Source organism: Ruegeria sp. HKCCD6119, from assembly GCF_013110585.1.
Classification (GTDB): domain Bacteria; phylum Pseudomonadota; class Alphaproteobacteria; order Rhodobacterales; family Rhodobacteraceae; genus Ruegeria.
The window spans coordinates 114,424-140,799 of the sequence record NZ_WVQV01000007.1; the positions used below are offsets into that span (position 1 = coordinate 114,424).

Below are 26,376 nucleotides of genomic sequence, written 5' to 3' on the forward strand. Positions count from 1 at the left end.
AGCCGCGGGCCATTCGGCGTTTCCATATGTACCGTCAAAGCCTGAGGGCGCGGCGACTGAACCTGCGCCCGCCCGGAAAGCAAGGGCGTGTCCTGTTTGGGCACACGAGCTTTCTTTCCAAAAACGTAATATCGGATCCTACGTCATGACAAAATCACCCATCCCTTCCCGCATCGTCCGCTATGGCGAGCTTCAACCCTGTAAAACCGCTTTCATCGATGCCCATACTCCCGGCAGCGATCAGAAAGAGAATTTCACGATAATCGGCGGCGGCGTCTCGGAATCTCCGGACCAGCATGTCCACATCACCGACAAGATCGGCTTCAACATCGGAGCGGCCGGGCAGCCGCCGAAATGCCGCAACTCACTGCACAGCCACACCACGGCCGAGGTCTTTTTCGTTGCCAAGGGTCGTTGGCGGTTTTTCTGGGGCCGCTATGGCACGGCCGGGGAATTCATCGCCGAGGAAGGAGACATCTTCAACATTCCAACCGGGATTTTCCGGGGCTTTGAGAATGTCGGACAGGATTACGGAATGATCATGTCGATCCTAGGCGGAGACGATGCGGGCGGCGGCGTCACATGGGCGCCTCAGGTGATCGAAGATGCGCAGGCACATGGTCTGATGCTGGGCGACAATGGCGTTCTGTACGACTCCAAACTGGGCCAGGACCTGCCCCATAATGTCCGCCCGATGCCTGTGCTGACCGAAGAACAACTGAAAAGCTATCCCGAAGTTCCTGTCGAGGACGTGGTTGGCAAATACGTTGCGCGGTATTGGGATCTGATGGCGTTGTCGGCCAATAAGCCCGCGAAGGTGATTGGCGAAAACGCGTTGATCAAGGACAAACCCGGATTCGAGGTCGATTTTCTGGGGCGCGGGTCCGCGGTGACCCAACCGATCGCTGCCGAGAAACCAGTGGTTCTGATGCCGGCCAGCGGTCACTGGCGTGTTGCGATCGACGGGTACGAGACAACAATCTCGGTGGGCGACACGGCCTTGGTTCTTCCCGGCGAAACCTACGGCATTCAACCGTCGATGACCGGACAGGCGGGCCTGTACCGCATCACCGCAACCGATGACCCGGCAGGAGCGACCTGGACAGGATGAACGCGGACCCGAATGACACCCACGCGGTTTATGAACGGCAGGCCACCGAATATGACAGGCGCCGTTCCAAAGCCCTGTTCGAAGCGCGCTGGCTGGCGCGCTTCACGGCCAGCCTGAAACCGGGTGACCGCGTATTGGACCTGGGCTGTGGTTCGGGCGACCCCATCGCACGTTGGTTCATGGCCGAAGGGTTTGACGTCACGGGTATCGATTTTTCCGACGCAATGCTTGCCATTGCACGCGACCGTTGGCCCGATGGGGACTGGCGCAACGCGGATATGCGGAACTTTGAACTGGATCAACAGTTCGACGGCATCATCGCCTGGAACAGCTTTTTCCACCTTACGGCGGATGAGCAGAAAGACTGTATCGCCCGGATGGCGCGCCATTTGCGGCCTAAGGGAATGCTCATGCTGACCGTCGGACCTCGTGCCGGAGAGGTCAGCGGAACAGTGGGATCAGAGCTTGTCTACCACGCCTCGCTGTCCCCGGCCGGTTACGCCGGGTGTCTCGAGGAAAACGGGCTGCAAATGACCGGATACCTGGCCGAGGACCCAGAAGCCCAAAGCCACACGATCCTGATGGCACGAAAAATTTAAGGAGGTCCCCATGACCGTAAAAACAACACATGTTGGCTCTCTGCCCCGAACGCAGGACGTCGTGGATTTTATTTTTGCCCGCGAAAACGATGAACCCTATGACACAGGCGCCTTTGATGCCTGCATGGCCAACGCCGTGGCCGAAACGGTGCGCAAACAGGTCGAAGCCGGTGTTGATATCGTCAGCGACGGCGAAACTTCGAAAATCTCCTATGCGACCTATGTCAAGGATCGCTACACCGGGTTTTCGGGCGACAGCCCTCGTAACGCGCCGGCAGACTTGAAAATGTTCCCCGGCTTTCTGCAAAGACTGGCCGATGACGGCGGTACGCCACAATACGCAAGGCCGATGTGCACGGGCGAGGTGCGATCAAAAGGGCAAGGCGAGTTGCAAAAGGACATCGCCAACCTCAAGGCGGCCATGGCGCGGCACGGGGCCGAGCGCGGTTTCATGAATGCCGCGTCTCCCGGAGTGATCTCGCTGTTTTTGCAGAATGATTTCTACCCTACGCGTGAGGCTTATCTGGCAGCGTTGGCCGACGCGATGAAGGACGAATACGAAACCATCGTCGCCGCCGGGTTGGACCTGCAACTGGATTGCCCCGATCTTGCCCTGTCACGCCACATGCTGTTCACCGACCTGTCGGATGAGGCGTTCATCAAGATTGCCGACATGCATGTCGAGGCCCTGAACCACGCGCTTCAGAACGTCCCGCAGGATCGGGTACGGGTACATATTTGCTGGGGCAACTACGAAGGCCCTCATTGCTGCGACATCGCCATGGACAAGGTCTTCAGCACCCTGATGGCAACCAAGTCGCGCTATGTCCTGTTCGAAACGTCCAATCCGCGGCATGCCCATGAATGGACTGTCTTCCGGGACCGCAAGGCCGAGATTCCCGATGACAAGGTTCTGGTGCCCGGCGTGGTCGATACCACGACCAATTTCGTCGAACATCCCGAACTTGTGGCCCAACGGATTGACCGGTTCACGGAAATCGTGGGACCGGACCGGGTGATCGCGGGCAGCGATTGCGGCTTTGGCACTTTTGCGGGTTTCGGCGCCGTCGATCCCCAGATCGCCTATGCCAAGCTGGCGGCGTTGTCCGAAGGGGCAAAGCTGGCTTCGGCATGAAACCTCTGATCTTGTTGCCGGGCATGATGTGTGATGCCCGGCTTTTTGGCCCCCAGATCAATGCTCTGTCGGGCAGAATGCCCGTAATGACCTTTCCGTTGTCTCATCACGACAGCATAGAGGCCATGGCCCAGGATATCCTTGGAAATGCGCCGCCGGTCTTCGCGCTGGCCGGGCTGTCCATGGGGGGTATCGTGGCGATGGAGGTCACGCGCCAAGCCCCCGAACGTGTTTCCCGTCTGGCCTTGCTTGACACTAATCCACTGGCGGAAAAGCCAGAGGTAAAAGCGCGTCGTACGCCGCAGATGTCCGCCGTTCGCAAGGGTCAGCTGAGGACCGTGATGCGTGACGAGATGAAGCCCGGGTATCTGGCTGACGGACCGAACCGGGGGGCGATCCTGGATCTGTGCATGGCAATGGCCACCGACCTGGGCCCAGACGTTTTCATACGTCAGTCCAAGGCACTTATGAACCGACCGGACCAAAGCGAGACACTGACGGCCTATGCCGGACGGGCTCTGGTTTTGTGCGGGCATGAAGACCGGCTTTGCCCAGTTGAACGCCACCGACTTATGCATGACCTGTTGCCACGAAGCGCGCTTGAGATCATCGGCGACGCGGGCCATCTCCCGACATTGGAACAACCTGAAAAAACAACAGCGGCGCTGTCCCGCTGGCTGGAGGACACATGACACCGTCCCTTTTGTCTTTGCTTCGCAAAGTCGATACGCCAACTGTCTGCAATGCCATCGAGGTGGCACAGGGCAGGCGCGGGTTCGACAGGTTCACACGTGGCACCATGCTAAGCTCGGCCCCCGAAGGGCCTGCCATCGTCGGCTATGCGCGCACCGCCAAAATTGCTGCGGTCAATCCCCCGACCGAGCCGCCCGAAGTCATCAAAGCCCGACGTATGGCCTATTACAGGTACATGGCCGAGGCACCCGGCCATTCAATCGCCGTGATCGAGGATCTGGATTATCCCGATTGCATCGGCGCATATTGGGGTGAGATCAATACGACGGTTCACAAGGGTTTCGGCATGTCTGGCGCTCTGACCAACGGTGTCATGCGGGATCTCGGGGATTTGCCTTCAGGGTTCCCGGTTGTCGCTGGTTCCATCGGCCCGAGCCATGGTTTCGTCCACGTCCGCGAGATTGACACTCAGGTTTCGATTTTTGGTCTGACAGTTGACCCCGGTGATCTGGTTCACGCCGATCGTCATGGTGCATTGGTCATACCGAATGATGTCGTTGATCAATTGGAAGGTGCCATCCAAAAACTTTTGGCGACAGAACGTATTGTTCTGGACGCAGCCCGCGAGCCCGCGTTTGATTTCGAAGCATTCGAAACCGCCTGGGCCGCCTTTGAAAAAGCAAGGGTCTGATCGCAGGGGTCGGAAACAATGAAAGCCGGCTGGGTGAAAAGCACTTACAAGTCCCTTTCTCGTCAACCCAGAGCAAGACGGCCTCTGCCAACGCAATGCCCGTGACGAAGTGTTACCCACATCCGTCTGTCCGGTGGCCGCGTCGCGCCGCTGCTGGTGACGCCCGAACGCAAACCGGACCGTTTCAGATAGAAGTCCATTACACCGGAGTGTAAGGGGGTTCAGATCCGTTCAGCCCCGTGTACAATCCGCGTTTCCAGACAGGTTCCGGAAAGAACAATCAAACCTTGTGAAAAGCGGCGCCCTGCGCATCCCTTCGCTGTTCTCCGATCACGTTCAGCATGGCATCTACATCTGCACGTACGGTTTGTGTTGCCGCTTCGCGCACCGGGCCAAAACCGCGGATATCCAGCGGGGCTGACAGGATTTTCAGGCAGGTTTCCGCCTCCAGCTCGGGGCTGACTTTTTCAATGCGATCCAAGACAGCCAGAAACCAGGCCAGGGTTTCGTTTTCAAGCTTGCGGTCCCTTGAAAACCGGAATGGATCAAGCCAGCCGCCGCGAAGCCTGCGTGCACGCGAAAGGAGCCTCAGAACGGGGGTCATCCAACCACCAAAGCTTCGCTTGCGCGGTCGCCCGCGTTCATCCTTGCGACCGCTCAGAACCGGTGGCGCGAGGTGGTACTTGATCCGAAAATCCCCTTCGAACTCGGACCGCAGTTGTTTCTCGAATTGTTTCGATGTCAGCAACCGAGCAACCTCGTATTCGTCTTTGATTGCCATGAGGCGAAACAGGGATTTTGCCGCAAGCGAAAGCGCTTCCTCGCGTATCTGGTCAGGCAGTGCTGCGGACAGACGGGCCAGGCGATCCCGGTACTTTTGCGCATAACCGTCATCGTGATAGGTCGCCAATTCATCGGACCGGTAATCGATTATCTGCTGCGATGTTTCTTGCGAAAAGCTCTTTTCCCTCGCATTCAGCATCTGCGGGTTTGCAGCGATCACCCGCCCCAGATCAAAGGCCATTATGTTGGCCTCGATCGCGGTTCCATTGAGCTTGATCGCCTGTTTGATTGCAACCTCACTGATTGGAATGTTCCCCAGCTGCCACGCGACACCAAACAGCAAGGTATTGGCAAAGACCGAATCCCCCAGCAAATCCACAGCCAACTGGTTTGCATCCAACGCGAAGACATTTTCTTCGCCGACGGTCCGGCGTATCAACGCTTCTCTTTCGTCGACCTTGAGCTGGGCATCGCGGTGCAGAACAAGGTCGCCTGTTGGCATTTCCGCACGGTTCAGTACGACCTTTGTGCCCTTGCGATAGTGAACCGAGGCTTTGGGCGCCGAAGACACGACCACGTCACACCCGATGACGGCGTCGGCGCTATTGGCCTCAATTCGGACCTGATTGATTTCTTCGGGCGTGCGGGCAATGCGAACATAGCCGACAACCGTGCCGAATTTCTGGGCGAACCCGGTGAAATCCAGCACGCTGGTGCCTTTGCCTTCCAAATGCGCCGCCATCGTCAGAACGGCGCCCACCGTTACGACACCGGTGCCGCCGACCCCACCGACCAAAAGATCGTACGGCGCGTGCAGGTCAGGAAGCTGCGGGTCGGGAACCTTGGCAAGAAGCGACGGGATATCCAGTTTCTGCTTGGGTTCCTTTCGCCGCATTGCCCCTTCCACGGTAATGAAACTGGGGCAAAACCCGTTCAGGCAGGAAAAGTCCTTGTTGCACGAGTTCAGGTTGACCTTCCGCTTGCGGCCCAATGGGGTTTCCAGGGGTTCGATACTCAGACAGTTGCTTTCGACCGAGCAATCGCCGCAGCCTTCGCACACCGCGGGGTTGATGAAAGCAAACCGCTTGGGGTCTTCTGTTTTGCCACGCTTGCGGCGACGACGTTTCTCGGTGGCGCAGGTCTGCTCGTAGATTAAAACCGTCACACCTTGGATGTCACGCAACTCACGCTGCACGGCATCCATCTCTTCCCGGGGGTGAAAGCTCGTTCGTGCCGGAAAATCGCTGGAATCGAATTTCGTAATATCGTCTGAAACCAACGCGATCCGGTCCACACCTTCTGCGCGACAGGTCTGGGCGATCCCGGAAACGCTGATAGGGCCATCAACAGGCTGCCCCCCCGTCATTGCCACTGCGTCATTGTAAAGGATCTTGTAGGTGATGTTCGTACCCGCCGCCACGGCTTGGCGAATGGCAAGCGACCCGGAATGATACCAAGTGCCCTCGCCAAGGTTTTGAAAGATATGTTTGTTGCCATTGAATTTCGAGGCAACAACATGCGGCACACCTTCCCCACCCATCTGCGCATAACCGACCGTGTTGCGATTCATCCAACTTGCCATCACGTGACAGCCGATGCCTGACGCAGCCATGCTTCCATCGGGGACTTTGGTGGATGTGTTGTGGGGACAACCCGAGCAAAAATACGGAGCCCTGACCGCACCCGGAACATTCAGAACGGATGGCGGTTCGTCCGTCAGCGCCTTCGCCTTTTCAAGGAAGCCCTCTTCCGGGAAAAAACGGTCGAGTCGCTCTGCAACGACTGGGATCAGGTTCAACGGGCTCAACTCTCCGGTCCAGGGAATCAACGGATCGCCCGCTGCGCGGTGTTTTCCGACCATCTTTTCGGGTTTGTCCCCCGGCCAGTCATAGAAATATTCCTTGAACTGGCTTTCGATGATCCCGCGTTTTTCCTCGACGACCAGCACCTCTTTTTTACCACGGACGAAAGACAGCGCATCGCGCCGCGCCAAAGGCCAAACCATCCCGACCTTGTAGATGTCGATGCCCAAACGGCGGCATCCGCTTTCGTCGAGCCCCAGAAGGCGCAGCACTTCCATCAGGTCCAGATGGCTTTTGCCCGTTGTGACAATCCCGAATGGGGCATCCTTGATGTCATAGATGCGCCGGTCGATCGGGTTCGCCTCGACAAAAGCCTCGACTGCCCGCAACTTGTGTTCGATCCGCGTCTCGATGGCCGGGCTTGGCAAATCGGCGCTGCGCACGTGCAAGCCGCCCGGCGGCAGATCTATTTCCGGCAAGGTAAATTTACGGTCCGGCTTCAACCGCACGGATTGCCCGCTTTCCACGGTTTCCGAAATCGCCTTGAACCCGACCCAGGTGCCCGAGTATCGGCTCAGCGCGATCCCGTATTCACCGAACTCCAGGTATTCAGCCACGTTGGCCGGGTTCAGCGTTGGCATGAACCAGGTCATGAAGGCGACGTCGGACTGATGCGGCATTGAAGAAGACACGCAGCCATGATCGTCACCCGCGACAACCAGTACCCCGCCCTTCGGCGACGAGCCATATGCATTGCCATGGCGCAACGCGTCCCCTGAACGGTCAACTCCGGGGCCCTTCCCGTACCACATCGAAAACACGCCCTCGACCTCACAATCGGGATCAAGCGAGGCCTGCTGGGCACCAAGAACCGCTGTTGCGCCGAGGTCTTCGTTTACGGCCGGCATGAATGTGATCCTGGCCGCCTCGGTTTCCTCTTTCGCTCGCCACAGCTCCAGATCCAACCCACCAAGAGGAGACCCCCGATATCCGGAAATGAACCCGGCCGTGTTGTTTCCTGCTGCTGCGTCCCTGCGGGCCTGGTCTAACATGATGCGCACCAGAGCTTGCGTTCCCGTCAGGAAAACACGACCCTTTGAGGCTTTGTATCGGTCCGACAGGGCGTAAGTATCGAATTTCAGGGACTGGTCAGTCATGAACACCTCGCCTTTTTTTGGATATTTTACCGGAAATTTTTGAAGAATCTGTTCTGTCTTCCCGACGTTTCCTAGAATTCTTGAAAAATCATCTCTTCTTTTGTCGCGATTTGGGGTATTTTTCTCGGATGCTTCTCGACTCACGTGACTGCCAACTTCTCGCGCTGCTTCAAAAGGACTGTCGCATCTCAAATGCTGACCTTGCACAACGGGTGGGCATGTCATCCTCTGCTTGCTGGCGTCGAGTCCGTGTGTTTGAAGAGGCCGGCCTGATTTCGCAGTACCGTGCCGAATTGTCGCCTGAACACGCCGGGCTTTCGTTTCAGGCCCTGGTGCATGTTCATCTGACCCGGCACAATCCGGAACATCTTGAACGGTTCATTGCAGCGATCGAGAAGCGCCCGGAAGTCATGGAATGCTACGCAACGACCGGGCAGGCAGATTACCACATGCGGGTGATCTGCAAGGATATCGGGGCTTACAACGTTTTTCTTGAAGAATTCCTGTTTCGCCTGCCGGCGGTGGAAAGCGCGCAAACAAATGTCGTTCTGCGCGAAATCAAACGCAGCAACGCCCTGCCCATTCCTTCCTGTTGAGATCGGTTCCCGGGTGGGGCTTTCCGGCTGGTATCGGCTTTGTTGCAAAGCTTTGAACGCACCAAGCGAAAGATCCACTCGAACCCGTTCCCAAGCTACGATTTGGCCCGCCAAACTCCACGGAATTGATGTTCATAGAATTTTTCACGCATCAGGTCTGGGAGCGCCCCCAAAAACCGTCGCGCAATTCAGCTTCAAGGCAGGTAAAACGTGGTTGCCTTTTCGACCGCAACCTTTTGGATTCCGCCTTCTGCGCCGCCCTCTGGGCGGAAGCTTCCATCGACGCCGAACAGCCGCAAAACCGAATTTCGAAACTGAAGCCATTTTTTTGCTTCGCGTTTCGATTTTCCTGTTTTCTTTTCCTGTGCTTGCATCGAGTCCGGCTCCTGTTCGCTGCCGTCATCCCGAGTGTAGCATCGTTCCTTTGCTTTTTCAGATTTTTATCAGAGAACCTTACGACTATTTCGCAATTTCGTCGATCAGCCGCGTCTCGAGGAGCTGGCCATTCTGGTACAGCACCGGGTAAGCAATAGATGCGATATGGCTGTTGAACTCCCGGAACGCCCGCAACGTCTCAAGATGAATATCACTGGTTTCGAAGCTTTCCCGTGACCCGTGCTGCAATCGGCGCAGATGTCGTTTTCGGCTTTCACGTTCCACCCGTTTGATTTCGGTCTTCTCAAGGCTCAGCAGGCGCGCGCTTTCCAGATCGTCTGAAATAAGCACGTTTGATGCCAGCTTCATGTTGGCCAGAATGCCCTCGTGCATCTGAACGAGTTCCGACCAGCCTTCCTGCGAGAAACTCGAGCCTTTGGCCCGCATTTCACCCGCCAACACGGTCAAACGCTTGGCCACGACATCACCGGCCGTCTCCAGCCGGATAGCGAACTCCATCAGGTCGCGTGCGGATTTTTCATCTTTTTTTTCATATACATCCGGTGGAATCGCCGAAACGAATGCCCTGATCCCGGACAGGCAATTGTTCACGTCCTCGTCGATGGCCTGTACCGCTCGAATCTGTTGTTTGTCGCCACTGCGATACAATTCCAGGCAAGGCCGGAACATGGTTTCGACAAGGTCGCTCATCCGCAGCAGCTCACGTTTGAGGCTTGGTAGGGCCTGGCTGGGATTTGCCACATTGCCTATGTCCAATGCGCTGGCCGGTCGTGCCGGTTGCGGAACCAGTTCCTTCTTCTGATCCGGCAAAAACCTTTCGAACAGAACTTTCAATCTCCCGCAAAATGGCAAGGCCAGAAGCAGCAGTGACAGGTTGAACAAAACATGCACATTGACCAGCATCTGCCCGCCTTGCGGGTCTCCTAACAACCCGGTCCGCAAAGCCATGTTGGCGGCAAACAAACTCACCAAAGCCCAACTGCCACGCAATGCCAGGTTGGCATATGGAATGCGCCGGGACTGGACTGGCATGGCGCGGGTGAGCCAGACCGGAATGAAGGCAGAGCCGAAATTCGCGCCAAACACCAAAGACATCCCGGCGGCGAACGGGATCGCTCCGATCTGCACAAGGGTGACACACATGAGGATGGCCGCCACCGAGGAATGCATGACGAAAGCCAAGGCGCCCCCGACCAGAAACGCGGTGATATAGTCGCGCGCCAGATAATCCGCCACCGCGGGCAGAAACGCGCTGTCCCGAATGGGATCCATTGCCTCGCGAAGGAACCGAAGCGAGATCAGGATAAAGGCCACGCCCATCAGGATGCGCCCCATTTGCCGGGTTTTTTTTGCGTCGGTCTTTACGAACAGATACCCCCCAACCGCCAACAGCATCGGAACAAGCCAGTCCAGCCGGAACGAAAGAATCTGGATGATCAGCGCCGACCCCAGATCGCCGCCAAGCACAATCGCAAGGCCAGCAGGAAAACTGAGCATTCCACTGGCCGCAAACCCCGAGGTCAACAGAGCAACAGCCGCCGAGCTTTGCAACACGACCGCCATCGTCAGCCCAACCACCGAGGCCTGAAGGTAGCTGCGTTGTTGGGTCATTACCCGCTGGAAAGACGCCCCATAGCTGCGCTCGATCCCGGTTCGCACCATACGAACCGCGTAAAGCAGCAGCATCGTCGCCCCGGCAAGGCTGATAAGGAAGCTGACAATTGCCATACTCTACCCCGTTATTCTTTTTGGCCCAGCTTGTCGCGGCGCATTGAATTATTCATGTTACCGGCCGCGATAGGGAAGGGATACATCCCATTTTGGCCTACAAGGCGTAAACTCCTGTGAGCTTCACCGCAAGCACTTGACCGCGCTTTGACGGAACATCCGTCACCTATGAACTTGGCCAAGGCCCCTGGAAGGGCGCGGCCCCTGATCCTCTATTGTGACACGAGATCGGTAAGGGGCGTCAACTCTCGGCCTTGATTGCAGCAATTACGATGTCGATTGCACGGTCCAGTTCCAAACGCGAGATCGTCAGCGGCGGTGACAGTGTCAGAACGCACCCCTGGCTGATCTTATAGCTCAGACCGGCCTCGAGACAGGCATAATAGATCCGTTCGGCGCACGCGTTCCCCGGTGTTTTGTCGGCGCGATCATCGACGATTTCGATCCCGAACATCAGGCCCCTTCCCCGGATGTCTCCGACAATCGGAACGTTCTGAAGTTCATCCATCAAGCGACCAATGGCATGTTCACCCAGTTCGGCTGACCGACGAACCAGGCCTTCGTCTTCGATGATCTGAATTGTCGTCAAAGCGGCACGGGCGGTGACCGGGTTTTTTTCGTGCGTGTAATGCCCGATGGCAAAATCTCCGCAGACATCTAGTTGCTTACGGGCGACACAGGCGGCAATAGGCAGGATGCCGCCGCCAAGCGCCTTCCCAAGTGTCACGATGTCCGGGATGATCTCGTCATGTTCAAAGGCGAACATCCTGCCCGTCTTGCCAAGACCCGTCGGGATTTCATCCATGATCAACAGCGCCCCGTGACGGTTGCATGCCTCGCGCACCGTCTTCCAGAACCCCGGCGGAGGGACATAGGGCACGGCACGCATCGGTTCCGCAATGACTGCCGCCACATCTCCTTCGCGCTCGAGGACATATTCGACCATTTTCGCACAAGCCAGCCCGCAGGTTTCGGGGCCCGCATGATTGTACGGGCATCGATAGCAGGCAAAAGGGGCGACATGTTCGGTACCGGACAAAAGGGGCCCCGCAATGTGACTGCGAAAGGTCGCCTCTCCGCCGACACTTGCGGCGCCGAAACCCGCGCCATGGAAGGCATCCCAGAAGCTGATTGTTTTGAAACGACCGGTGGCGGCACGCGCGATCCTGAGGGCAACCTCGTTGGCGTCGGATCCGCCAGTGGTAAAGAGCATTTTGCCCAGATCACCAGGCACGATCTCTGCCAGTTTTTCAGCCAGCTCCACCGCCGGATCATTGGTAAAGCGGCGGGGCGCAAAGGGCAGATCGTCAAGCTGTGCCTTTATGGCGGCTACCAAGCGGGGATGGCCATACCCGATGTGGTGTACCGAGTTGCCGTGGAAATCCATGTACCGGCGGCCCTCGATATCTTCGATCCAGAGCCCTTCGGCCTTTGCAATGGTGCTGACGCAGGGTGAGGACAGAGATTGATGCAGGAAAACGTTCGCATCGCGTTTGAGCAATGGCGATGATTTCGGCCCCATCGATTTTTGCAGCCACGCCTTGCGCGCCTCGGACGTGTTTGATTCCCCTTCAGTGTGGACAATTTGTGGCATCGCCGCTCCTCTTTGCCGTCATCAAAAGATGCGGACCCCGCAAGGCCCGCCAGTACCAGGGAGGAACTGTGTTGCCCTTTCCGCAAAAGGAGTAAGGGCAACAGACTCAGTTAGGCCACGGCAGCGAATAGGTTTTGACGTTGGTGAAAAACTTCATCGCTTCGATGACGCCTTCCTTCACCCCGTTTCCACTGTCCTTGATGCCGCCAAAGGGCGACATTTCAATGCGGTAACCCGGCTGTTCCCAGATGTTGCAGGTGCCGACGTTCAACCCGTTGATGAAGGCAATCGCCCGGTTCAGATCATTGGTGCAGACACCCGAAGACAGGCCGAACTCGGTTCCGTTTGAAATTGCCATCACCTCTTCGTCGTTGTCCGGCACACGAACGATCGGCACGATGGGACCAAAGGTTTCCTCCATCACCAGCTCGCTGTCATGGGGAACCTTGTCGACGACGATTGGCGGCAGCAGCGCCCCCTGACGACCGGGGTGGTACAGAATTTCAGCACCCTCTTTTTCCGCCTGAAAAACGCGGTTTTCAAAAATTTCGGCGGCCTTGTCATGGATCACGCATCCCAATTCGGTTTCCGGGTCTTGCGGATCGCCGAACTTGATCTTCTTGGCCTTTTCAAGAACCAGCGGCACGAATGTATCGGCCACACTTTCCTGCACGAGAATGCGCTTGACCGCCGTACACCGCTGGCCGGAATTTCCGGTAGCCCCCGCCACCGCAATGGCTGCCGCCTTGTCCAGATCGGCCTCACTCAGGTCATTCAGAACGATCAGAGGGTCGTTGCCGCCAAGTTCCAGCGCCTGACGCTTGTAGACGCCCTTTTCGGCGATCATCTTGCCGACGGGCACACCGCCGGTGAAGGTGATGATATCGATGTGCTCATTGGTGATCATTTCGTCGCCAATGTCGGCGGGCCAACCTGTCACGACCTGGAACATCTCGGGCGGCAAGCCGGCCTCGTAGAGAATGTCCGCCAGTGTCAATGCGGTCAGCGGCGTCAGCTCGGTCGGTTTGCAAACCATGCAATTGTTGGTGGCAATCGACGGCGCGATCTTGTGGCTGACCATGTTCAGCGGGTGGTTGAACGGCGTGATCGCGCTGATTGCTTTCACCGGTTCTCGGGTGGTGAAAATCTTGCGGGCCTTGCCATTGTGGGTCAGGTCGCAGGAGAAGATCTCACCATCATCCTTCAGTGCCTCGGCCGCCGCGAATTGATACACGTCTTGCGCGCGCTTGGTTTCGTAGATCGCATGCTGGTGACAGATCCCCAACTCCAGCGTCAGCCATTTCGCAAGATAGTCGCGCTTTTCGCCGATCAGCTCGCCTGCCCGTTGCAGGATCTGGCTGCGCTCGTATCGGGTCAGCTTGGGTTTGTAATTCGCCGCAATCTCAAACGCCCGGCGCGCATGTTCGGCTGTACCGGCTGGAACGTGACCCACAACCTCGTTTGTGTACGGGTAGAGAACGGGAACGGTGTCATCGGTAAAGACTATTTCGCCGCCGATCCGCATTCCCTCGTTGCGTACTTCGATTTTCGACATGGTCTGATCTTTCATAGCTTACTGTGCCGCCGCTGTTGTTGCGTAGAAGAAGGCATCGAAATTGCGCAGCACGGGTTGGTTTGGCAGGTCGATGACACGGTTCACGATGAAGGGAACTTCCTGCTCGGTCAAACCACCATGGCTGCGCAACGGTTCTTTGAGTGCTGCCAGATCGTGGCGATGCTCGGACGTGCCGATGCAGATGTTTTCACCGGAAACCATCACGATGTCGCCAATGCGGTCGCCTGGCAATTCGAATTGCTCGATCGCCTCGGCCTTGGTCAGCACATGAGTGATGCCGCTGGTCGCCTTGAGCTTGCTGATGATGTCGTCCTGGTCTGCTCCGTCAGGCAAATAAGCGGTTGCAAAAGACCCCAACGCGCCATGATGCACGACGTATGGATCGGTAATCGGAAGAATGACCCGCGCCGCATCCTTGCCCAGCCATTCGTCCATCAGGTCTTGCACGTACACCACCGAGGGGGATCCATCCGCCAAATGCTTTGGCTTCATGCCGTGATCCGCGGTCACCACGATGGCCGCACCCAATTCATCCAACTCGCCAAGATACCGGTCGAACATGGCATAGAAATCGAGTGCGCCTTTTTGATCGGGTGCAAACTTGTGCTGGATATAGTCGGTCGTCGACAAATACATCACGTCGGGCTTGAACTCTTTCAGCAGCTTGACGCCAGCGGCAAAGACAAATTCGGAAAGCTCTGCCGAGTAGACCTCGGGGACGTCCATGCCCAGCCATTCGCTGGCGTTGTCGATGCCATGTTCCGCCAGCGTCGTTTCACCCGACCGTTCGGAAGAAAACGCAACCGCCCTGCCCTCGTCAAATTTCAGCCCGGCCCCCAACAGCGCGCGCAGCTTGTCCTTGGCGGTTACCATCGCCACGCGGAAACCTGCGTCGTAGAATTGGGAAAAAATGGTCGGCGCACGCAGGAAGCGGACATCATTCATCATCACTTCCTCACCGCTGTCGGGGTCGATGAGGTAGTTGCCGCAGATGCCATGCACGATCGGAGGGCGCCCGGTGGCAATCGAAAGATTGTTGGGGTTGGTGAAGGACGGGATAACGGAATGGGCCAGTCGGTCCGTGCCCTCTTCGCGTATCCGCTTGAGATTGGGCATCAGCCCTTTCGCAATCGCGACATCAAGATATTCGGGCTCGCATCCATCAAGGCAGATGGCAATGGCAGGCACCTTCGGCGTCGGATAGACGCGCTCATTTGCTTCGACAGGGGTTTGAATGGTCATCTGTATTTTCCTTGATGATTAAGCGGCCAGCTTGGCGCGTTCTTCCAGTGCCCGAAGAGGAGGAGCGGCGTTTGTCACGCCCATTTCTTCCAGGGATTCCTTTGCTGCGCGCACGACATTGCGCATGACGTCTTCGTCCATCTGACCGATGCATCCGACGCGGAAACTGTCGACGACGGTCAGCTTGCCCGGGTAAATAATGAACCCTTTGTCCTTCATCAGGTTGTAGAACTGATCGAATACGAATTTCTCATCGGCGGGGCAGAAGAACGTGACGATGATCGGGCTGAGCCAACGATTGTCCAACAGCGTTTCGAAACCCAGTTCACGCATGCCCGCAACCATGACGTCCCGGTTGCGGGTGTAACGTGCGCCGCGGCCGGCAACACCGCCTTCAGCGGCATGCGCCCGAAGCGCTTCGATGAAGGCGGCGACCACGTGCGTCGGCGGGGTAAAGCGCCACTGACCGGTCTTGTTCATGTGCGCCCATTGGGCGTGCACATCCAGAGACAGGGAATGACTGTTACCCTTTGCGGCTTTCAGCTCGTTCTTGCGCGCCACAATGAAGCCAAAGCCAGGAACGCCCTCGATGCACTTGTTCGCCGAAGACACCATGGCTTCATATCGAATATCCGAGGGCCTGAGCTCGATCGCGCCAAAGGCAGACATCGAGTCGATCAACAGCTTGCGACCGGCTGCATATGTGGCCTCGGATATTTCCTCGACGGGGTTCAAGATACCCGAACTGGTTTCGCAGTGAATGGCAACAACATGCGTGATGGCCGGGTCATCCGCGAGAATGCGCGCAACCTCGTCGCCCCGTGGCGGCAGGTAATCGCCCTTGTCCAGCACGATATGGTCCCGGCCCAGATACTGTAGCGTCTGCGCAGAACGTTGCCCATAGGCGCCATTGGCCAGTACCAGCGCCTTTCCTTCCGGCGGAATAAACGACGCCAGCATTGCTTCGACCGAGAAGGAGCCGCTGCCCTGCATTGGCACGCAATCGAAGGCGTCGGCACCTTCACCAAGCAGGTCCAGCAGGCTTGACCGCAGCTCTTTTGTCATGGCGCGAAAGTCGTCGTCCCAGCTGCCCCAGTCCTTCAGCATGGCCTCTTTTACGGCATAGGACGTTGTCAAAGGACCGGGTGTCAAAAGGTACGGTTCGCCGAGGCGCGGTTGCTCGATTTTTGGATGGGATGGCGTCATTACCGGGCTCCAGAACAGCGTTTTCACAAACACCATTGCAGCAACGGTTGCTATATGTGAAATTGCAAATATCAATCTAATTATAAGTGCAGCCTATGCACAAATCATTGGGGACCGGTGATGCGACACAGCCAGCTCAAAGCCTTTCATTACGTGGCCAAACATGGCGGGTTTTCCCGCGCGGCCGAGGCGCTTTTTCTGACGCAGCCGGCAATTTCCGAACAGGTTCGAAAGCTGGAACAGGATCACGATCTGTTGTTGTTTCAGCGCGAACGAAAACGCGTGAACCTCACCCCCGAAGGCGAACAGCTTTACCGGTTCACAAAGCAGTATTTTGAGATCGAAGATCAGATCGAGGACTACCTTTCGGAAACCAAGGCCGCAATCGACGGGGAATTGCGGATCATCGCCGATTCAGCGCATCACATGACGTCTTTCCTGGGGTCGTTTCAAAAGAAGTACCCCAAAATCACCATCACCGTGCGGTCCGGAAACACCGAAGAAATTTTGGAAGAACTTCGGTCGTACAATGCCGAGATTGGTGTTGTCGGCAGCCTGTCCCCCGGCAAGGACATGGATGTGTTGAACCTAGGGTCCACTGAAATCGTGGCCTTTGCCGCCCAAGGCGTGCTTTTGGCATCCAAACCCTCGCTTTCTTTGGAAGAACTGGCCGATCTGCCGCTGGTTTTCAGAGAGCACGGGTCAAAAACACGTCAGAAATTGGAAGAAGAAGCCGAAAGGCGCGGTATCACGTTGAATCCTGCAATCGTTGCGGAAGGGCGCGAGGCCGTGCGCGAGCTTGTGGCCTCGGGGGCAGGCATCGGATTTGTCTCTCAGGCAGAGTATGGGCATGATGATCGGTTGCGACAAATCAAGCTCAAGGACGTGAAGTTGCAAATGGGTGAAAGCATGATTTCGCTGTCGCAACGGCGCAACGTAAAGATCATCCGGGCCTTCATGGACTTTGCCCAGCGCGCGCTGGAAGAAAAAAGCCCCCGCGCCGATACCTGACCGGCGGGGGCACGGTTCCTTTGGCTACCGGCTTCGCCAAGCCTGAGTGCGCTTCAGGATGCCTTTTGAAGCAATCAGGTGAACGATCCGGGCAGCGGCGTTGGTGTAAAAGATCATCATGCCCATCGCCGCCGCAGGCGCGATATCCCCGGCATCATCCATGTTCAGCACCGCGATGGACGCAAGCGTCGTTTTGGGAGAATAGAGGAATACCACTGCCGACACGGTCGTCATCGCATTGACGAACAGATAGATTGAGATGTCCAACACCGCTGGCAGACAAACCGGAACCGTTACCCGTGCAAACAGCTTCATTGTCGGCTGTTTGAGCGAGGCAGACACTGACTCAAATTCTCTGTCCATTTGCTTGAGCGCGGTGACGGCCGTCAGGTGCGATACGGTGTAGAAATGCGTCACAGTGCAAATCACCAAAATCGCCATCGTGCCGTAAATCCCGTTCAGCGGATTGGACGGGTTGTTGAAGAAGAAGATGTAGGACAGCCCCAATACCATTCCCGGGATCGCCATGGGTAGCATCGCGAACATCTGGAAAATAGACCGGCCGGTTCTGAACCCGTTTGATTTTTCAACCAGATAGGCCCCGAAGAACACAACCGTCGTGCCGATGACTGCCGTCAGCAACGCCAGTTTGATCGAGTTGAAATACGACCCCCAGCCGCCGCCGTCCATTCTGTTGAACTGATAGTTCTTGAGGCTCAGACTCAGGTCGTAGGGCCAGAACTTGATCAGCGCCGCAAACTGACACACAGCCAGAAGACCAACGATGAACAGGCCGATCAGGCTGCAATAGATCAGGAATATGCGGTCAGCTTTCGGGTTTGGCGTCGCCTGATATGGCACGGAACGCGCCGAAAGCAGCGCAACCTGCTTGGACTGAACCATCCGGTCGATGGCAAAAGCCAGAATGGCCGGAATGACCAGAACCACAGAGACCACGGCGCCCATTTCAAAGTTCTGCTGGCCGATCACCTGTTTGTAGATATCCACAGCAAGCACGTTGAATTGACCACCGATGACCTTTGGCAATCCGAAATCAGTGATCACCAGGTTGAACACGACAAAGGCCGCCGAGATCAGGCCATAGCGGGCCCCGGGGATGGTTACGGTCCAGAAGGTCCGCCATGGCGTCGACCGCAAGCTGGCCGCAGCTTCATACAGGCGCGCGTCAGATATCGCGAGCGCGGTCGATATGATCAGAAACGCGTGCGGAAAGGTAAAGAAAACCGATCCGATCACGATGCCTATGGGGCCGTAAATGCTGGCACCGAACAGCAACTCCTTGATCATGCCCTGATTGCCGAACAGGTAGACCAACGCGATGCCCGGCAAGAGCGACGGAACCAGGATCGGTGCCATCGCGATAAGGCGAAAAACACCCTTGAACCGCATGCAGCTTCGGTTCAGCGCATAGGCGAACCAAAACGCCAGTGTCACCGTCACAATGGTGCTGACGACCGAGATCCAAAGCGAGTTCTTGATCGAATTGAACAGTGCCGGTGTCGAGAAATAGTTGATGAAATTGTCCAACCCTCGCGACTGGACCGGCCGCATTTGCACCCGGCGGAACGTGTTGGAATCAAGCTCGACCCAATCGGTGCGTTCATTCAATGTCGATCCGACCAGAAAGCGCCCGGTATCCGTCGTGTTGCGGATCTTGTACATCACCGGGCTGCGAAAGCTGAAATCAGGAAAGAATCCGGTCACAGGCAAGCGCCCGTCCGAACCCGTCACCAGATCAGAGTCGGAATAGACCCCCAATTGCCTGTTCAACTCGTCTGCCGACAGGATCGTTCCGTCGAAGACGCCTGCGTCGTCACTTACCTGAAACTCGTACTGGGACAGCTCGACCCGATAGGTCGAAAACGACTTGGACAGCATCGTGTAAAGCGGCAACGCCAATGTCACGACCAGATACAGCGCGATCACCATCATGCTGCCGCGCATCAGGATATCATCACGGCTGAGCTTGGGCTTGATGTCCGGCCCGACAGGCAGGCTGTCCTGATTGGTAGAAACCGAGCTCATGCCTTGGCCTCCGGCGCTTCAAACGCCATAAGGCGGTTCTCGGGAAGCTCAATCACCACGCTGCGCCCCTCTTCCAGTTCCAGACGACGCACGGCATTGATCGAGAAATCCGCGATCAGTTCCGATGATCCGAACTTCTCGTTGTTCAAGCGGCAGCGCCAGAACGAACCCAGGAACTCCATCTCATCCAGCGTCACCTCTATGCAGTTCCGATTGCCGCCCGTGTCGAGATAACCAGCTTCATGAGGGATGATGTCTTCGGGTCGAATGGCCGCGATGATCGGAGTTCCATCGTTGAACTTGTGGCTGAGGCAGGCAAAGGTCTTTTCCCCGACGCTCAGACGTCCGCCTTTGGTGACCTGCGACCGGATCTGGTTCATTTCACCGATAAAGTCGGCAACGAACAGATTGGCCGGATCCCGGTAGATTTCGGTAGGGGGCCCCACCTGTTCGATCACACCATGATTCATGACCACGATGCGGTCTGCCATCGCCAGCGCTTCTTCCTGATCGTGAGTCACCATCACGGTGGTCACACCCAGCTTGCGCTGCAACTCCTTGATCTCGTGCCGCAGATGAACACGCACTTTGGCGTCCAGCGCCGACAGGGGTTCGTCCAGCAGCAAAAGTCCGGGGTTAGTCGCAATGGCACGCGCCAGCGCAATCCGTTGCTGCTGACCACCTGACAATTGCGCCGGATATTTCTTGCCCTGATCCGGCAGACCAACCAGGGTCAAGAGTTCGTTTACGCGAACAGCGATATCCGATTTGCTGCGGCCGGTGTTTTCAAGGCCAAAAGCGATGTTCTTTTCAATCGTCAGATTTGGGAACAACGCGTAGGACTGAAACACGATCCCGAAATCACGCTCGGACGGGGGCAGATTGGACACGTCCTTGCCATCCTGCATGACCGTACCCTTGGTCTGCAAATCCAATCCGGCGATTGCCCGCAAAAGAGTGGTCTTGCCGCACCCGGACGGGCCGAGGAAACAGACAAACTCGCCCTCGTTGATTTCCAAAGAGATGTCCTTGAGCGCCAGAAAGCTTCCGAACGCTTTCCACAAATTCTGGATGCTGAGATACAGTTCACCGGGTGGTGTTTTCTGAAGCACGGGAGAAGTCCTCACATCTGCACCTCGGGCGCGGCCGGTCCTGGCCGGTTGAAACCGGGTGAGTAAGTTGTTTTTCGGGGAACAAGAGACTGGTGTGCAGGAGAGGCACGAAAACCTCTCCTGCCAATGGGGTTACTTCGCTTCGGACTTTCCGTCATAGCGAGACTGCCATTCCTTCAGGATTGCCGCGCGATTGTTGGCGGCAAACTCAAAATCATTTTCGATCATTGCATCCAGAAGACCCTCTGGGAAGTGCTCAACCGGTTTTGCAACGCCCGGATAGGCGACAACTGCATAGCCGGTGTTGTACATCTCGTTGGCTTCTTTGGTGACGGTGAAATCCACCAGCTTTTGCGCGGCCTCCAAATTGGCGGTGCCAGCAACAATTGCGGTGGCTTCCATGTCCCATCCGACGCCCTCGGAAGGCACGATGATCTCAAGCGGCGCGCCGTCGGCTTTGGACTTTGCCCCGCGGAACGCAAAGGAAATGCCAATCGGGATTTCGCCTGCTGCGGCCAGTTTGCAGGGTTTTGAACCTGAATGGGTGTACCGCGCGATATTCTCGTGCAGCGCATCCATGTATTCCCAACCACCTTCTTCACCGAACATCTGCAACCAGCTGGACACGTCAAGGAAACCGGTGCCCGATGAGTTCGGATTGGGCATGATCACCTGATCTTTGTACATCGGATCGGTGAGATCCTTCCAGGATGTCGGCGGGGTCAACCCGGCCTTTTCGGCCTCGACGGTATTGTAGCAGACGGATGCAACCCAGGCGTCCATGCCGACCCAGGCAGGGGGGTTGTCGCCATCAACAAATTTTTTGTCCAGCTTTTCCACACCGGCCGGCGCATAAGGCTCCAACATACCTTCTGATTTCAGCAGCAGCAGCGACGTGGCGGCCAGGCCCCAAACAACGTCTGCCTGCGGATTATCACGTTCTGCCAGCAATTTCGCCGTAATGATCCCGGTCGAGTCGCGAACCCAATTGATCTTGATATCAGGGTGGCTTTGATTGAACGTCTCGGCATACCGGGCCAAGTCTTCCGCCTCGACTGCGGTATAAACTGTAAGTTCCGTTTCCGATGCCGCCGCCGTCGCCGTCAGCGCACCGATAGTCAGAGCTGCGAGAAGTGATGCTTTGTGTTTCATTGTGATCCTCTGTTGGTAATTATGTTGTTTTCGCCATTCTTGCGCGGCGTTAGAACTCGATTATTGTGCACCGATTGTTTGACAGCAGTTTGACAGATAAAAACGCCAATAAAAATCGATTATATCTTCGATGTCATAAGCATCTCCTATAGATGAAATCCGCTCGCCCCGGAAGATCAGCGCGGAACTGGCCATGACGATCAACAGATCATCAAGGCATGTCAAAGGAGCTTAATTCTCAAAACTTTCCCGCGGCGGCGCAAGAACGCTCAACGTGTCATCGCAAGGAGTCCGATCCCGATCGCGACAATAGTCGCTGCAAGAAGCCTGTTGGATTTCGGCCCTTCGCCGAACCACATCACACCAATAAGCGATGCAAAGATAACCGAACTTTCCCTAAGCGCGGATACAACGCCCAAGGGCGCGACCGTCTTCGCATACAGCACCAGCCCATACGCCACGCCAGAGATGACGCCGCCTGTCAGACCCGCCCAGACATAACGCCTAGGCAGTGCGACGAAACGCTGCCATCTGGTTGCGAAGATAAATCCGGCGACAAAAATTTCCGCAACGAACAATGCCGCAATGTATCCCAGTATATTCCCGGACAGCCGGATACCAATGCCGTCCACAATCGAATAGGACGCTATCATCAGGCCCGTGCCAAACGACGCCGCCACGGCGACCCAGCTTGTGTTTCGGCCCAGCCCGACCAGGGACAGGCACCCAATCCCAGCCGAGATGCAGACAATGCCGACCCACGCGATCGGCGGCAGAAACTCACCCGCGAAAAGAATGGCACCCACCGTGACCAGGATGGGCGTCATCCCGCGTGAGATCGGGTACACCACCGACAGATCCCCATGTTTGTACGCGGTGTTGAGAAACCAATAGTACCCCCAGTGGATCAGGGTCGAGCCGATGATAAAGGGGAACGCCGCCCAAACCGGCAAGCCGATAAAAGGCAACGCAATCAGCGCAGGCACGGCGTGGCCAAGCGCCACCAACCCCAAAACAACCGCTTTGTCGGGCGCGCCTTTGACAACCGCATTCCAGAGCGCGTGCAACACGGCTGCGGTCAATACGATGAGAACTGCCTGTAGTGTCATTGTGGCCCGACGATATGAACTGAATATTTGTCTTGCGTCAGATTTCGACTTTCAGCGCGCTTGTTTGCGCGCGCATGCAGTGACTTGACCAAAGCTTGATCTGTATCGCGGCAGCAACGGTTTAGGGGGCTCAATCCCGCTGGGCAATGCGACCCCGGCGAGGGGCGGATCAGGTTGGTCATCGCGGGTTGGTTGCACAACGGACCAACCAGACCAGCCACATGCCATGTGGTGCCACGGCTTGGTTGCCCCTGCTCAATAAGCACCACTTCACGTTGCCACTTTCCGGTCAGATGATACGCAACCGTGCAGCCAATGATGATGCCTCCGACAATGACATGCTGCGCTGTGCGAAAGTTTGGTGTCAGCCATCGGGTCGCTCCGTACTCAGGGATTCGGATTTCCCTTCACCCTATTTGTACTTTGCAAAATTTGGCAATTGCTTTCCTGTCTTTGCGTTATGCTTTCACAATATCTACGGGTTGGCTTTGCAGCGCGCCAGCTATGCTGTTTGGCAACTCCTCATCCACAACCAGAGTCGCTTTCACCGGCAGAGGTTTCATCACAATCGGACCAACCACGTCGAACTTGCTGCTATCAGCCAGGATCAGCGGCCGCTGAGCCCGTTGCATCATCATATGACGCAGGTTGGCGCCTTCCAGTGAGAAATCCGTAAACAATGCCCGAGAGCTCACACCGCCGACCCCGATCAACGCATATTCCGTATTGTATCGCGACAGGTGGTCGAGCGTGTCCAAACCCAATGTGACATTCTCTGAAAAATCCAGCCGTCCGCCCAGCAGCGTGACTTCGGCGGCCGCCGACGCCAGCACAGATGCAATCGTCAAATCATTGGTATATATTGTAAGGTTTTGTCGCACAGCAGCCAGAGCCTGCGCCGCCGCCACTGTCGTTGACCCGCTGTCGATTATCACGCTGGCCCCGTCCGGAATCACGCTTGCCACATAGACTCCAATCCGTTCCTTGCCTTGCGGGTTGGTTTGAGCCCGGTCGGCCATCGGAGGTTCCCGCCTGCGAACACTGGTCGCGCCGCCCCGCACCTGATGAAGCTTGTTCTCCAGTGCCAACTGTTCAATATCCTTGCGCACGGTTTCCCGTGACACACCAAGCCGTTCCGTCAGCGAACGGATCGAGACCGCTGGCTGGCGCGAGACTTCTTCCAGTATGATGGCGTGGCGTTCAGGTGCGAGCATTGGCCGGCCCTTTGGTTTTGGATTGCACGAATATGCCAAAATTTGCAAACATGGTACAGCCCAAACACCCAATCAGGCATGCGTTGCCATGGCGCAGCGGTGACGCGCTCACACCAATGGTCCAAAGCGGTCAATGGAACCTGCCACCGGGCACGCAGTGACTACGCTGGATAGATGGGGAACGATTTGCACAACGTTGCGACCGAGGCTTTGCAGCGCGGAATTGTCGCGTCGGTATCACCCGCGGCCTCAGCTTCGATCAAATCCGCAATCACGTTTGCCAACTGGTCGAACTCGGCCTCTTTCATGCCGCGGGTCGTTGCCGCGCTCACGCCCAGGCGCAATCCAACCCATTCTGACGGTCGCGTGCTGTCATTGGGGATCGCGTTTTTGTTGGTCGTGATATTGGCCTTTTCCAGAACGGCCTCGGCGCGTTTGCCTGTGATACCCTTGGGGCTGAGATCCACGAGCACCAGATGCGTGTCAGTACCACCGGACACGATACGCAACCCCCGGGACTGCAAGGTTTCTGCAAGTTTGGCGGCGTTGGCTTTGACCTGCGCTCCGTAGTCCTTGAACTCATCCGTAAGCGCTTCGGCAAGGCAAACCGCTTTGGCCGCCAGAACCTGGCTGTGGATCGAACCCTGAACGCCGGGGAAAACCGCAGATTGCAGCCTCTTGAACCAGTCCTCGTTGTTGGTGAGGATCAGCCCGCCACGAGGACCACGCAGTGTTTTTGTCGTGGTGCACGTCACAATGTCCGCATGCGGAAAAGGCGAAGGATGCACGCCCGCGGCGACCAGTCCGGCAATATGGGCCATGTCCACATGAAAATGCGCACCAACCTTCCTGGCGATTTGCCCCATGCGCCCGAAGTCGATTTCCCGTGGATAGGCAGACCCACCCGCGATCAGCAGCTTTGGCCGGATTTCCTCGGCCAGTTTTTCCAGCGCATCGCAGTCAATGACCTCGGATTCGGCATCGACACCATAATGATGCGGTTCGAACCAGCGACCCGACAGGTTGGCCTTCAGGCCGTGACTCAGATGACCGCCGGCAGCCAGATCCAGCGACAAAACCCTGTCGCTAGGCTTGAGCAGCAGAAAGAAAACAGCAAGGTTCGCCTGGCTGCCGGAATGGGGCTGAACATTGGCATAGTCGCATCCGAACAGTTCCCTGGCGCGGTCAATTGCCGCCTGCTCGACGACGTCGACAAACTGACCGCCCCCGTGGAACCGGTTTCCCGGATACCCTTCAAGCGTCTTGTTGGTCATCTCATGCCCGAGAGCATCCAGCACCGCGCGGCTGACGATATTTTCGGACGCGATCAGCTCAATTTGGTCCTGCTGGCGCTTTTTCTCGTTTGCAAGAGCTTCTGCGACGACGGGGTCGGTCATCCCAACTGGGTTTTCAAAGTGCCGCGACATCTGGGCTCCTCCGATGCGATTGCGATTTCTCCAAAATTCCAGAGTTCCACTGGCCGAAGCAAATCAGTATTGCTATTTATTTGCCGCAGAAAAACTAAGGCTTAAATGGATGTCACTTTCCCCTCGTCGCCCGAAAGGCCCACATCTCAATGCTTTACGAGCATTCGAAGCGGCGGCTCGGCTTGGAAGTTTTGCCGCTGCGGCAGACGAGCTATCCGTTACACCGGGCGCGATAACTCAGCACGTCAAGGCCCTTGAAGCCTGGGCCGGCACCCAACTTTTTGTCCGAAATGCCCGCGGGGTCGAGATGACGGCGCTTGCCGAAGAGCTTTTGCCCGGGTTCACCCAGGCGTTTGATCAATTGGGAATGGCCGTGCAGGAACTTCGAACCAAGGCCCTGCCGCGCAAGGTCAAGGTCGCCGCGCTGCCGTCGATCGCGCAATTGTGGCTGGCGCCCAGACTTGGAACGCTCAGACAAATTGCCCCGGATTTGTCCGTGTCTGTTGTGGCCCTTGAAACGCCGCCAAACCTTACGCGTGAACCATTTGACATGACTTTGTTCTTTTCCGGTGAACCGATCAGAATCAACGAAATCAAAATAGCCGAAGATGTGATTTTCCCGGTTTGCGCCCCCTCGGTCGCGGATCGATTGAAATCTGTTTCAGATCTTTCGCAGGAAACCCTTCTCCATGACGGGGCATGGGCAAATGATTGGGACAATTGGCTGAACAGCCAACCAGATGGCGCACGTGTACCGAAGACGGGAACCGTGCACTCGTTGTATTCCGTCGCGCTGGAAGAGGCGCGTCATGGCGGTGGCGTGTTGATGGCGCACGAAGTTCTGGTTCAGAACTTGCTGGACAATGGCGATCTGGTTCGCCCGTTTTCGGCCTCGTTGAAGCTTCCTCGCGCAATGGTGGCCAAATTCACACCCTCTTTCAGCAGATCCCCCGTATTTAAAGAGTTCAGATCGTTTTTGCTGAACGCAAACTGAAA

General features: G+C 56.8%; 22 protein-coding genes. 8 read left to right on the forward strand and 14 right to left on the reverse strand.

Annotated elements, in window-relative coordinates; translation table 11 throughout:
* Positions 1-145: 145 nt before the first annotated feature.
* The 5 genes from GS611_RS15490 to GS611_RS15510 are packed head-to-tail and all read left to right on the forward strand — an operon-like array spanning position 146 to position 4,229.
* Positions 146-1,111, forward strand: coding sequence for a cupin (locus GS611_RS15490; protein ID WP_171637126.1), 966 nt, complete (start codon positions 146-148; stop codon positions 1,109-1,111).
* Positions 1,108-1,710: a trans-aconitate 2-methyltransferase gene (locus GS611_RS15495; protein WP_170346854.1), complete on the forward strand. Its 603-nt coding sequence runs from the start codon at positions 1,108-1,110 to the stop codon at positions 1,708-1,710. The genes GS611_RS15490 and GS611_RS15495 overlap by 4 nt, the downstream gene beginning before the upstream one ends.
* A 10-nt stretch (positions 1,711-1,720) precedes the next feature.
* Positions 1,721-2,845: a cobalamin-independent methionine synthase II family protein gene (locus tag GS611_RS15500; protein WP_171637128.1), complete on the forward strand. Its 1,125-nt coding sequence runs from the start codon at positions 1,721-1,723 to the stop codon at positions 2,843-2,845.
* Entirely contained in the window at positions 2,842-3,537 is a 696-nt protein-coding gene (locus GS611_RS15505) for an alpha/beta fold hydrolase (RefSeq protein ID WP_171637129.1), read from the forward strand. Before GS611_RS15500 ends, GS611_RS15505 begins: the two co-directional genes overlap by 4 nt.
* Positions 3,534-4,229, forward strand: a complete 696-nt coding sequence (locus tag GS611_RS15510; protein WP_171637132.1) for an RraA family protein — start codon at positions 3,534-3,536, stop codon at positions 4,227-4,229. The genes GS611_RS15505 and GS611_RS15510 overlap by 4 nt, the downstream gene beginning before the upstream one ends.
* Before the next feature lie 280 nt (positions 4,230-4,509).
* Here the strand turns inward: GS611_RS15510 and GS611_RS15515 are convergent, their stop codons facing one another.
* A complete protein-coding gene (locus GS611_RS15515; protein WP_171637134.1) occupies positions 4,510-7,971 on the reverse strand; it encodes an indolepyruvate ferredoxin oxidoreductase family protein in 3,462 nt (1,153 codons plus the stop codon).
* 128 nt (positions 7,972-8,099) lie between these two features.
* Here GS611_RS15515 and GS611_RS15520 point away from each other — a divergent pair, with 128 nt between their 5' ends.
* Complete coding sequence (locus tag GS611_RS15520) at positions 8,100-8,567, forward strand: Lrp/AsnC family transcriptional regulator (protein ID WP_171637228.1); 468 nt, start codon at positions 8,100-8,102, stop codon at positions 8,565-8,567.
* Between the two features lie 194 nt (positions 8,568-8,761).
* On the opposite strand, the gene GS611_RS15525 is transcribed toward GS611_RS15520, so the two are convergent.
* The 6 genes from GS611_RS15525 to GS611_RS15550 form a co-directional block, all read right to left on the reverse strand.
* Positions 8,762-8,941 carry a hypothetical protein gene (locus GS611_RS15525; protein WP_171637136.1) on the reverse strand — a complete coding sequence of 60 codons (180 nt, stop codon included), beginning with the start codon at positions 8,939-8,941 and terminating at the stop codon, positions 8,762-8,764.
* Between the two features lie 85 nt (positions 8,942-9,026).
* Positions 9,027-10,691, reverse strand: a complete 1,665-nt coding sequence (locus GS611_RS15530) for a Na/Pi cotransporter family protein (protein ID WP_171637137.1) — start codon at positions 10,689-10,691, stop codon at positions 9,027-9,029.
* A 241-nt stretch (positions 10,692-10,932) separates the two neighbouring features.
* The gene (locus GS611_RS15535; RefSeq protein ID WP_171637139.1) at positions 10,933-12,285 is read right to left on the reverse strand and encodes an aspartate aminotransferase family protein; all 1,353 of its coding nucleotides are present in this window, start codon (positions 12,283-12,285) and stop codon (positions 10,933-10,935) included.
* Positions 12,286-12,391: 106 nt separating this feature from the next.
* The gene (gene phnY, locus GS611_RS15540) at positions 12,392-13,840 is read right to left on the reverse strand and encodes a phosphonoacetaldehyde dehydrogenase (protein WP_171637141.1); all 1,449 of its coding nucleotides are present in this window, start codon (positions 13,838-13,840) and stop codon (positions 12,392-12,394) included.
* A gap of 18 nt (positions 13,841-13,858) precedes the next feature.
* Positions 13,859-15,103 carry a phosphonoacetate hydrolase gene (phnA, locus tag GS611_RS15545; RefSeq protein WP_171637143.1) on the reverse strand — a complete coding sequence of 415 codons (1,245 nt, stop codon included), beginning with the start codon at positions 15,101-15,103 and terminating at the stop codon, positions 13,859-13,861.
* Between the two features lie 18 nt (positions 15,104-15,121).
* Positions 15,122-16,309, reverse strand: a complete 1,188-nt coding sequence (locus GS611_RS15550; protein WP_171637145.1) for a 2-aminoethylphosphonate--pyruvate transaminase — start codon at positions 16,307-16,309, stop codon at positions 15,122-15,124.
* 120 nt (positions 16,310-16,429) lie between these two features.
* Between GS611_RS15550 and GS611_RS15555 the strand changes: the two genes are divergently transcribed.
* On the forward strand, positions 16,430-17,320 hold the full coding sequence (locus GS611_RS15555) for a LysR substrate-binding domain-containing protein (protein ID WP_171637147.1): 891 nt from the start codon (positions 16,430-16,432) through the stop codon (positions 17,318-17,320).
* 24 nt (positions 17,321-17,344) lie between these two features.
* Here GS611_RS15555 and GS611_RS15560 read toward each other — a convergent pair whose 3' ends face one another.
* The 7 genes from GS611_RS15560 to glyA form a co-directional block, all read right to left on the reverse strand.
* Positions 17,345-19,366, reverse strand: coding sequence for a putative 2-aminoethylphosphonate ABC transporter permease subunit (locus GS611_RS15560; RefSeq protein WP_171637149.1), 2,022 nt, complete (start codon positions 19,364-19,366; stop codon positions 17,345-17,347).
* Entirely contained in the window at positions 19,363-20,478 is a 1,116-nt protein-coding gene (locus GS611_RS15565) for a putative 2-aminoethylphosphonate ABC transporter ATP-binding protein (protein ID WP_371732276.1), read from the reverse strand. The genes GS611_RS15560 and GS611_RS15565 overlap by 4 nt, the downstream gene beginning before the upstream one ends.
* 132 nt (positions 20,479-20,610) lie before the next feature.
* The gene (locus GS611_RS15570) at positions 20,611-21,630 is read right to left on the reverse strand and encodes a putative 2-aminoethylphosphonate ABC transporter substrate-binding protein (RefSeq protein WP_171118362.1); all 1,020 of its coding nucleotides are present in this window, start codon (positions 21,628-21,630) and stop codon (positions 20,611-20,613) included.
* 269 nt (positions 21,631-21,899) lie between these two features.
* On the reverse strand, positions 21,900-22,739 hold the full coding sequence (locus GS611_RS15575) for a hypothetical protein (RefSeq protein WP_171637153.1): 840 nt from the start codon (positions 22,737-22,739) through the stop codon (positions 21,900-21,902).
* A complete protein-coding gene (locus tag GS611_RS15580) occupies positions 22,736-23,140 on the reverse strand; it encodes an FAD-dependent oxidoreductase (RefSeq protein WP_371732281.1) in 405 nt (134 codons plus the stop codon). Before GS611_RS15580 ends, GS611_RS15575 begins: the two co-directional genes overlap by 4 nt.
* A 57-nt stretch (positions 23,141-23,197) precedes the next feature.
* The gene (locus GS611_RS15585) at positions 23,198-23,953 is read right to left on the reverse strand and encodes a DeoR/GlpR family DNA-binding transcription regulator (RefSeq protein ID WP_171637155.1); all 756 of its coding nucleotides are present in this window, start codon (positions 23,951-23,953) and stop codon (positions 23,198-23,200) included.
* A gap of 161 nt (positions 23,954-24,114) precedes the next feature.
* The gene (gene glyA / locus GS611_RS15590; RefSeq protein ID WP_171637156.1) at positions 24,115-25,380 is read right to left on the reverse strand and encodes a serine hydroxymethyltransferase; all 1,266 of its coding nucleotides are present in this window, start codon (positions 25,378-25,380) and stop codon (positions 24,115-24,117) included.
* 109 nt (positions 25,381-25,489) lie between these two features.
* Between glyA and GS611_RS15595 the strand changes: the two genes are divergently transcribed.
* Entirely contained in the window at positions 25,490-26,374 is an 885-nt protein-coding gene (locus GS611_RS15595) for a LysR family transcriptional regulator (protein WP_171637158.1), read from the forward strand.
* The last annotated feature ends 2 nt before the right edge of the window (positions 26,375-26,376 follow it).

What these genes read in the sequence shown, in the direction of transcription:
- GS611_RS15490 (WP_171637126.1), top strand. Translation starts at nt 146, where the DNA reads ATGACAAAATCACCCATCCCTTCCCGCATCGTCCGCTATGGCGAGCTT.
- GS611_RS15495 (WP_170346854.1), top strand. Translation starts at nt 1,108, where the DNA reads ATGAACGCGGACCCGAATGACACCCACGCGGTTTATGAACGGCAGGCC.
- GS611_RS15500 (WP_171637128.1), top strand. Translation starts at nt 1,721, where the DNA reads ATGACCGTAAAAACAACACATGTTGGCTCTCTGCCCCGAACGCAGGAC.
- GS611_RS15505 (WP_171637129.1), top strand. Translation starts at nt 2,842, where the DNA reads ATGAAACCTCTGATCTTGTTGCCGGGCATGATGTGTGATGCCCGGCTT.
- GS611_RS15510 (WP_171637132.1), top strand. Translation starts at nt 3,534, where the DNA reads ATGACACCGTCCCTTTTGTCTTTGCTTCGCAAAGTCGATACGCCAACT.
- GS611_RS15515 (WP_171637134.1), bottom strand. Translation starts at nt 7,971, where the DNA reads ATGACTGACCAGTCCCTGAAATTCGATACTTACGCCCTGTCGGACCGA.
- GS611_RS15520 (WP_171637228.1), top strand. Translation starts at nt 8,100, where the DNA reads ATGCTTCTCGACTCACGTGACTGCCAACTTCTCGCGCTGCTTCAAAAG.
- GS611_RS15525 (WP_171637136.1), bottom strand. Translation starts at nt 8,941, where the DNA reads ATGCAAGCACAGGAAAAGAAAACAGGAAAATCGAAACGCGAAGCAAAA.
- GS611_RS15530 (WP_171637137.1), bottom strand. Translation starts at nt 10,691, where the DNA reads ATGGCAATTGTCAGCTTCCTTATCAGCCTTGCCGGGGCGACGATGCTG.
- GS611_RS15535 (WP_171637139.1), bottom strand. Translation starts at nt 12,285, where the DNA reads ATGCCACAAATTGTCCACACTGAAGGGGAATCAAACACGTCCGAGGCG.
- phnY (WP_171637141.1), bottom strand. Translation starts at nt 13,840, where the DNA reads ATGTCGAAAATCGAAGTACGCAACGAGGGAATGCGGATCGGCGGCGAA.
- phnA (WP_171637143.1), bottom strand. Translation starts at nt 15,103, where the DNA reads ATGACCATTCAAACCCCTGTCGAAGCAAATGAGCGCGTCTATCCGACG.
- GS611_RS15550 (WP_171637145.1), bottom strand. Translation starts at nt 16,309, where the DNA reads ATGACGCCATCCCATCCAAAAATCGAGCAACCGCGCCTCGGCGAACCG.
- GS611_RS15555 (WP_171637147.1), top strand. Translation starts at nt 16,430, where the DNA reads ATGCGACACAGCCAGCTCAAAGCCTTTCATTACGTGGCCAAACATGGC.
- GS611_RS15560 (WP_171637149.1), bottom strand. Translation starts at nt 19,366, where the DNA reads ATGAGCTCGGTTTCTACCAATCAGGACAGCCTGCCTGTCGGGCCGGAC.
- GS611_RS15570 (WP_171118362.1), bottom strand. Translation starts at nt 21,630, where the DNA reads ATGAAACACAAAGCATCACTTCTCGCAGCTCTGACTATCGGTGCGCTG.
- GS611_RS15575 (WP_171637153.1), bottom strand. Translation starts at nt 22,739, where the DNA reads ATGACACTACAGGCAGTTCTCATCGTATTGACCGCAGCCGTGTTGCAC.
- GS611_RS15585 (WP_171637155.1), bottom strand. Translation starts at nt 23,953, where the DNA reads ATGCTCGCACCTGAACGCCACGCCATCATACTGGAAGAAGTCTCGCGC.
- glyA (WP_171637156.1), bottom strand. Translation starts at nt 25,380, where the DNA reads ATGTCGCGGCACTTTGAAAACCCAGTTGGGATGACCGACCCCGTCGTC.
- GS611_RS15595 (WP_171637158.1), top strand. Translation starts at nt 25,490, where the DNA reads ATGTCACTTTCCCCTCGTCGCCCGAAAGGCCCACATCTCAATGCTTTA.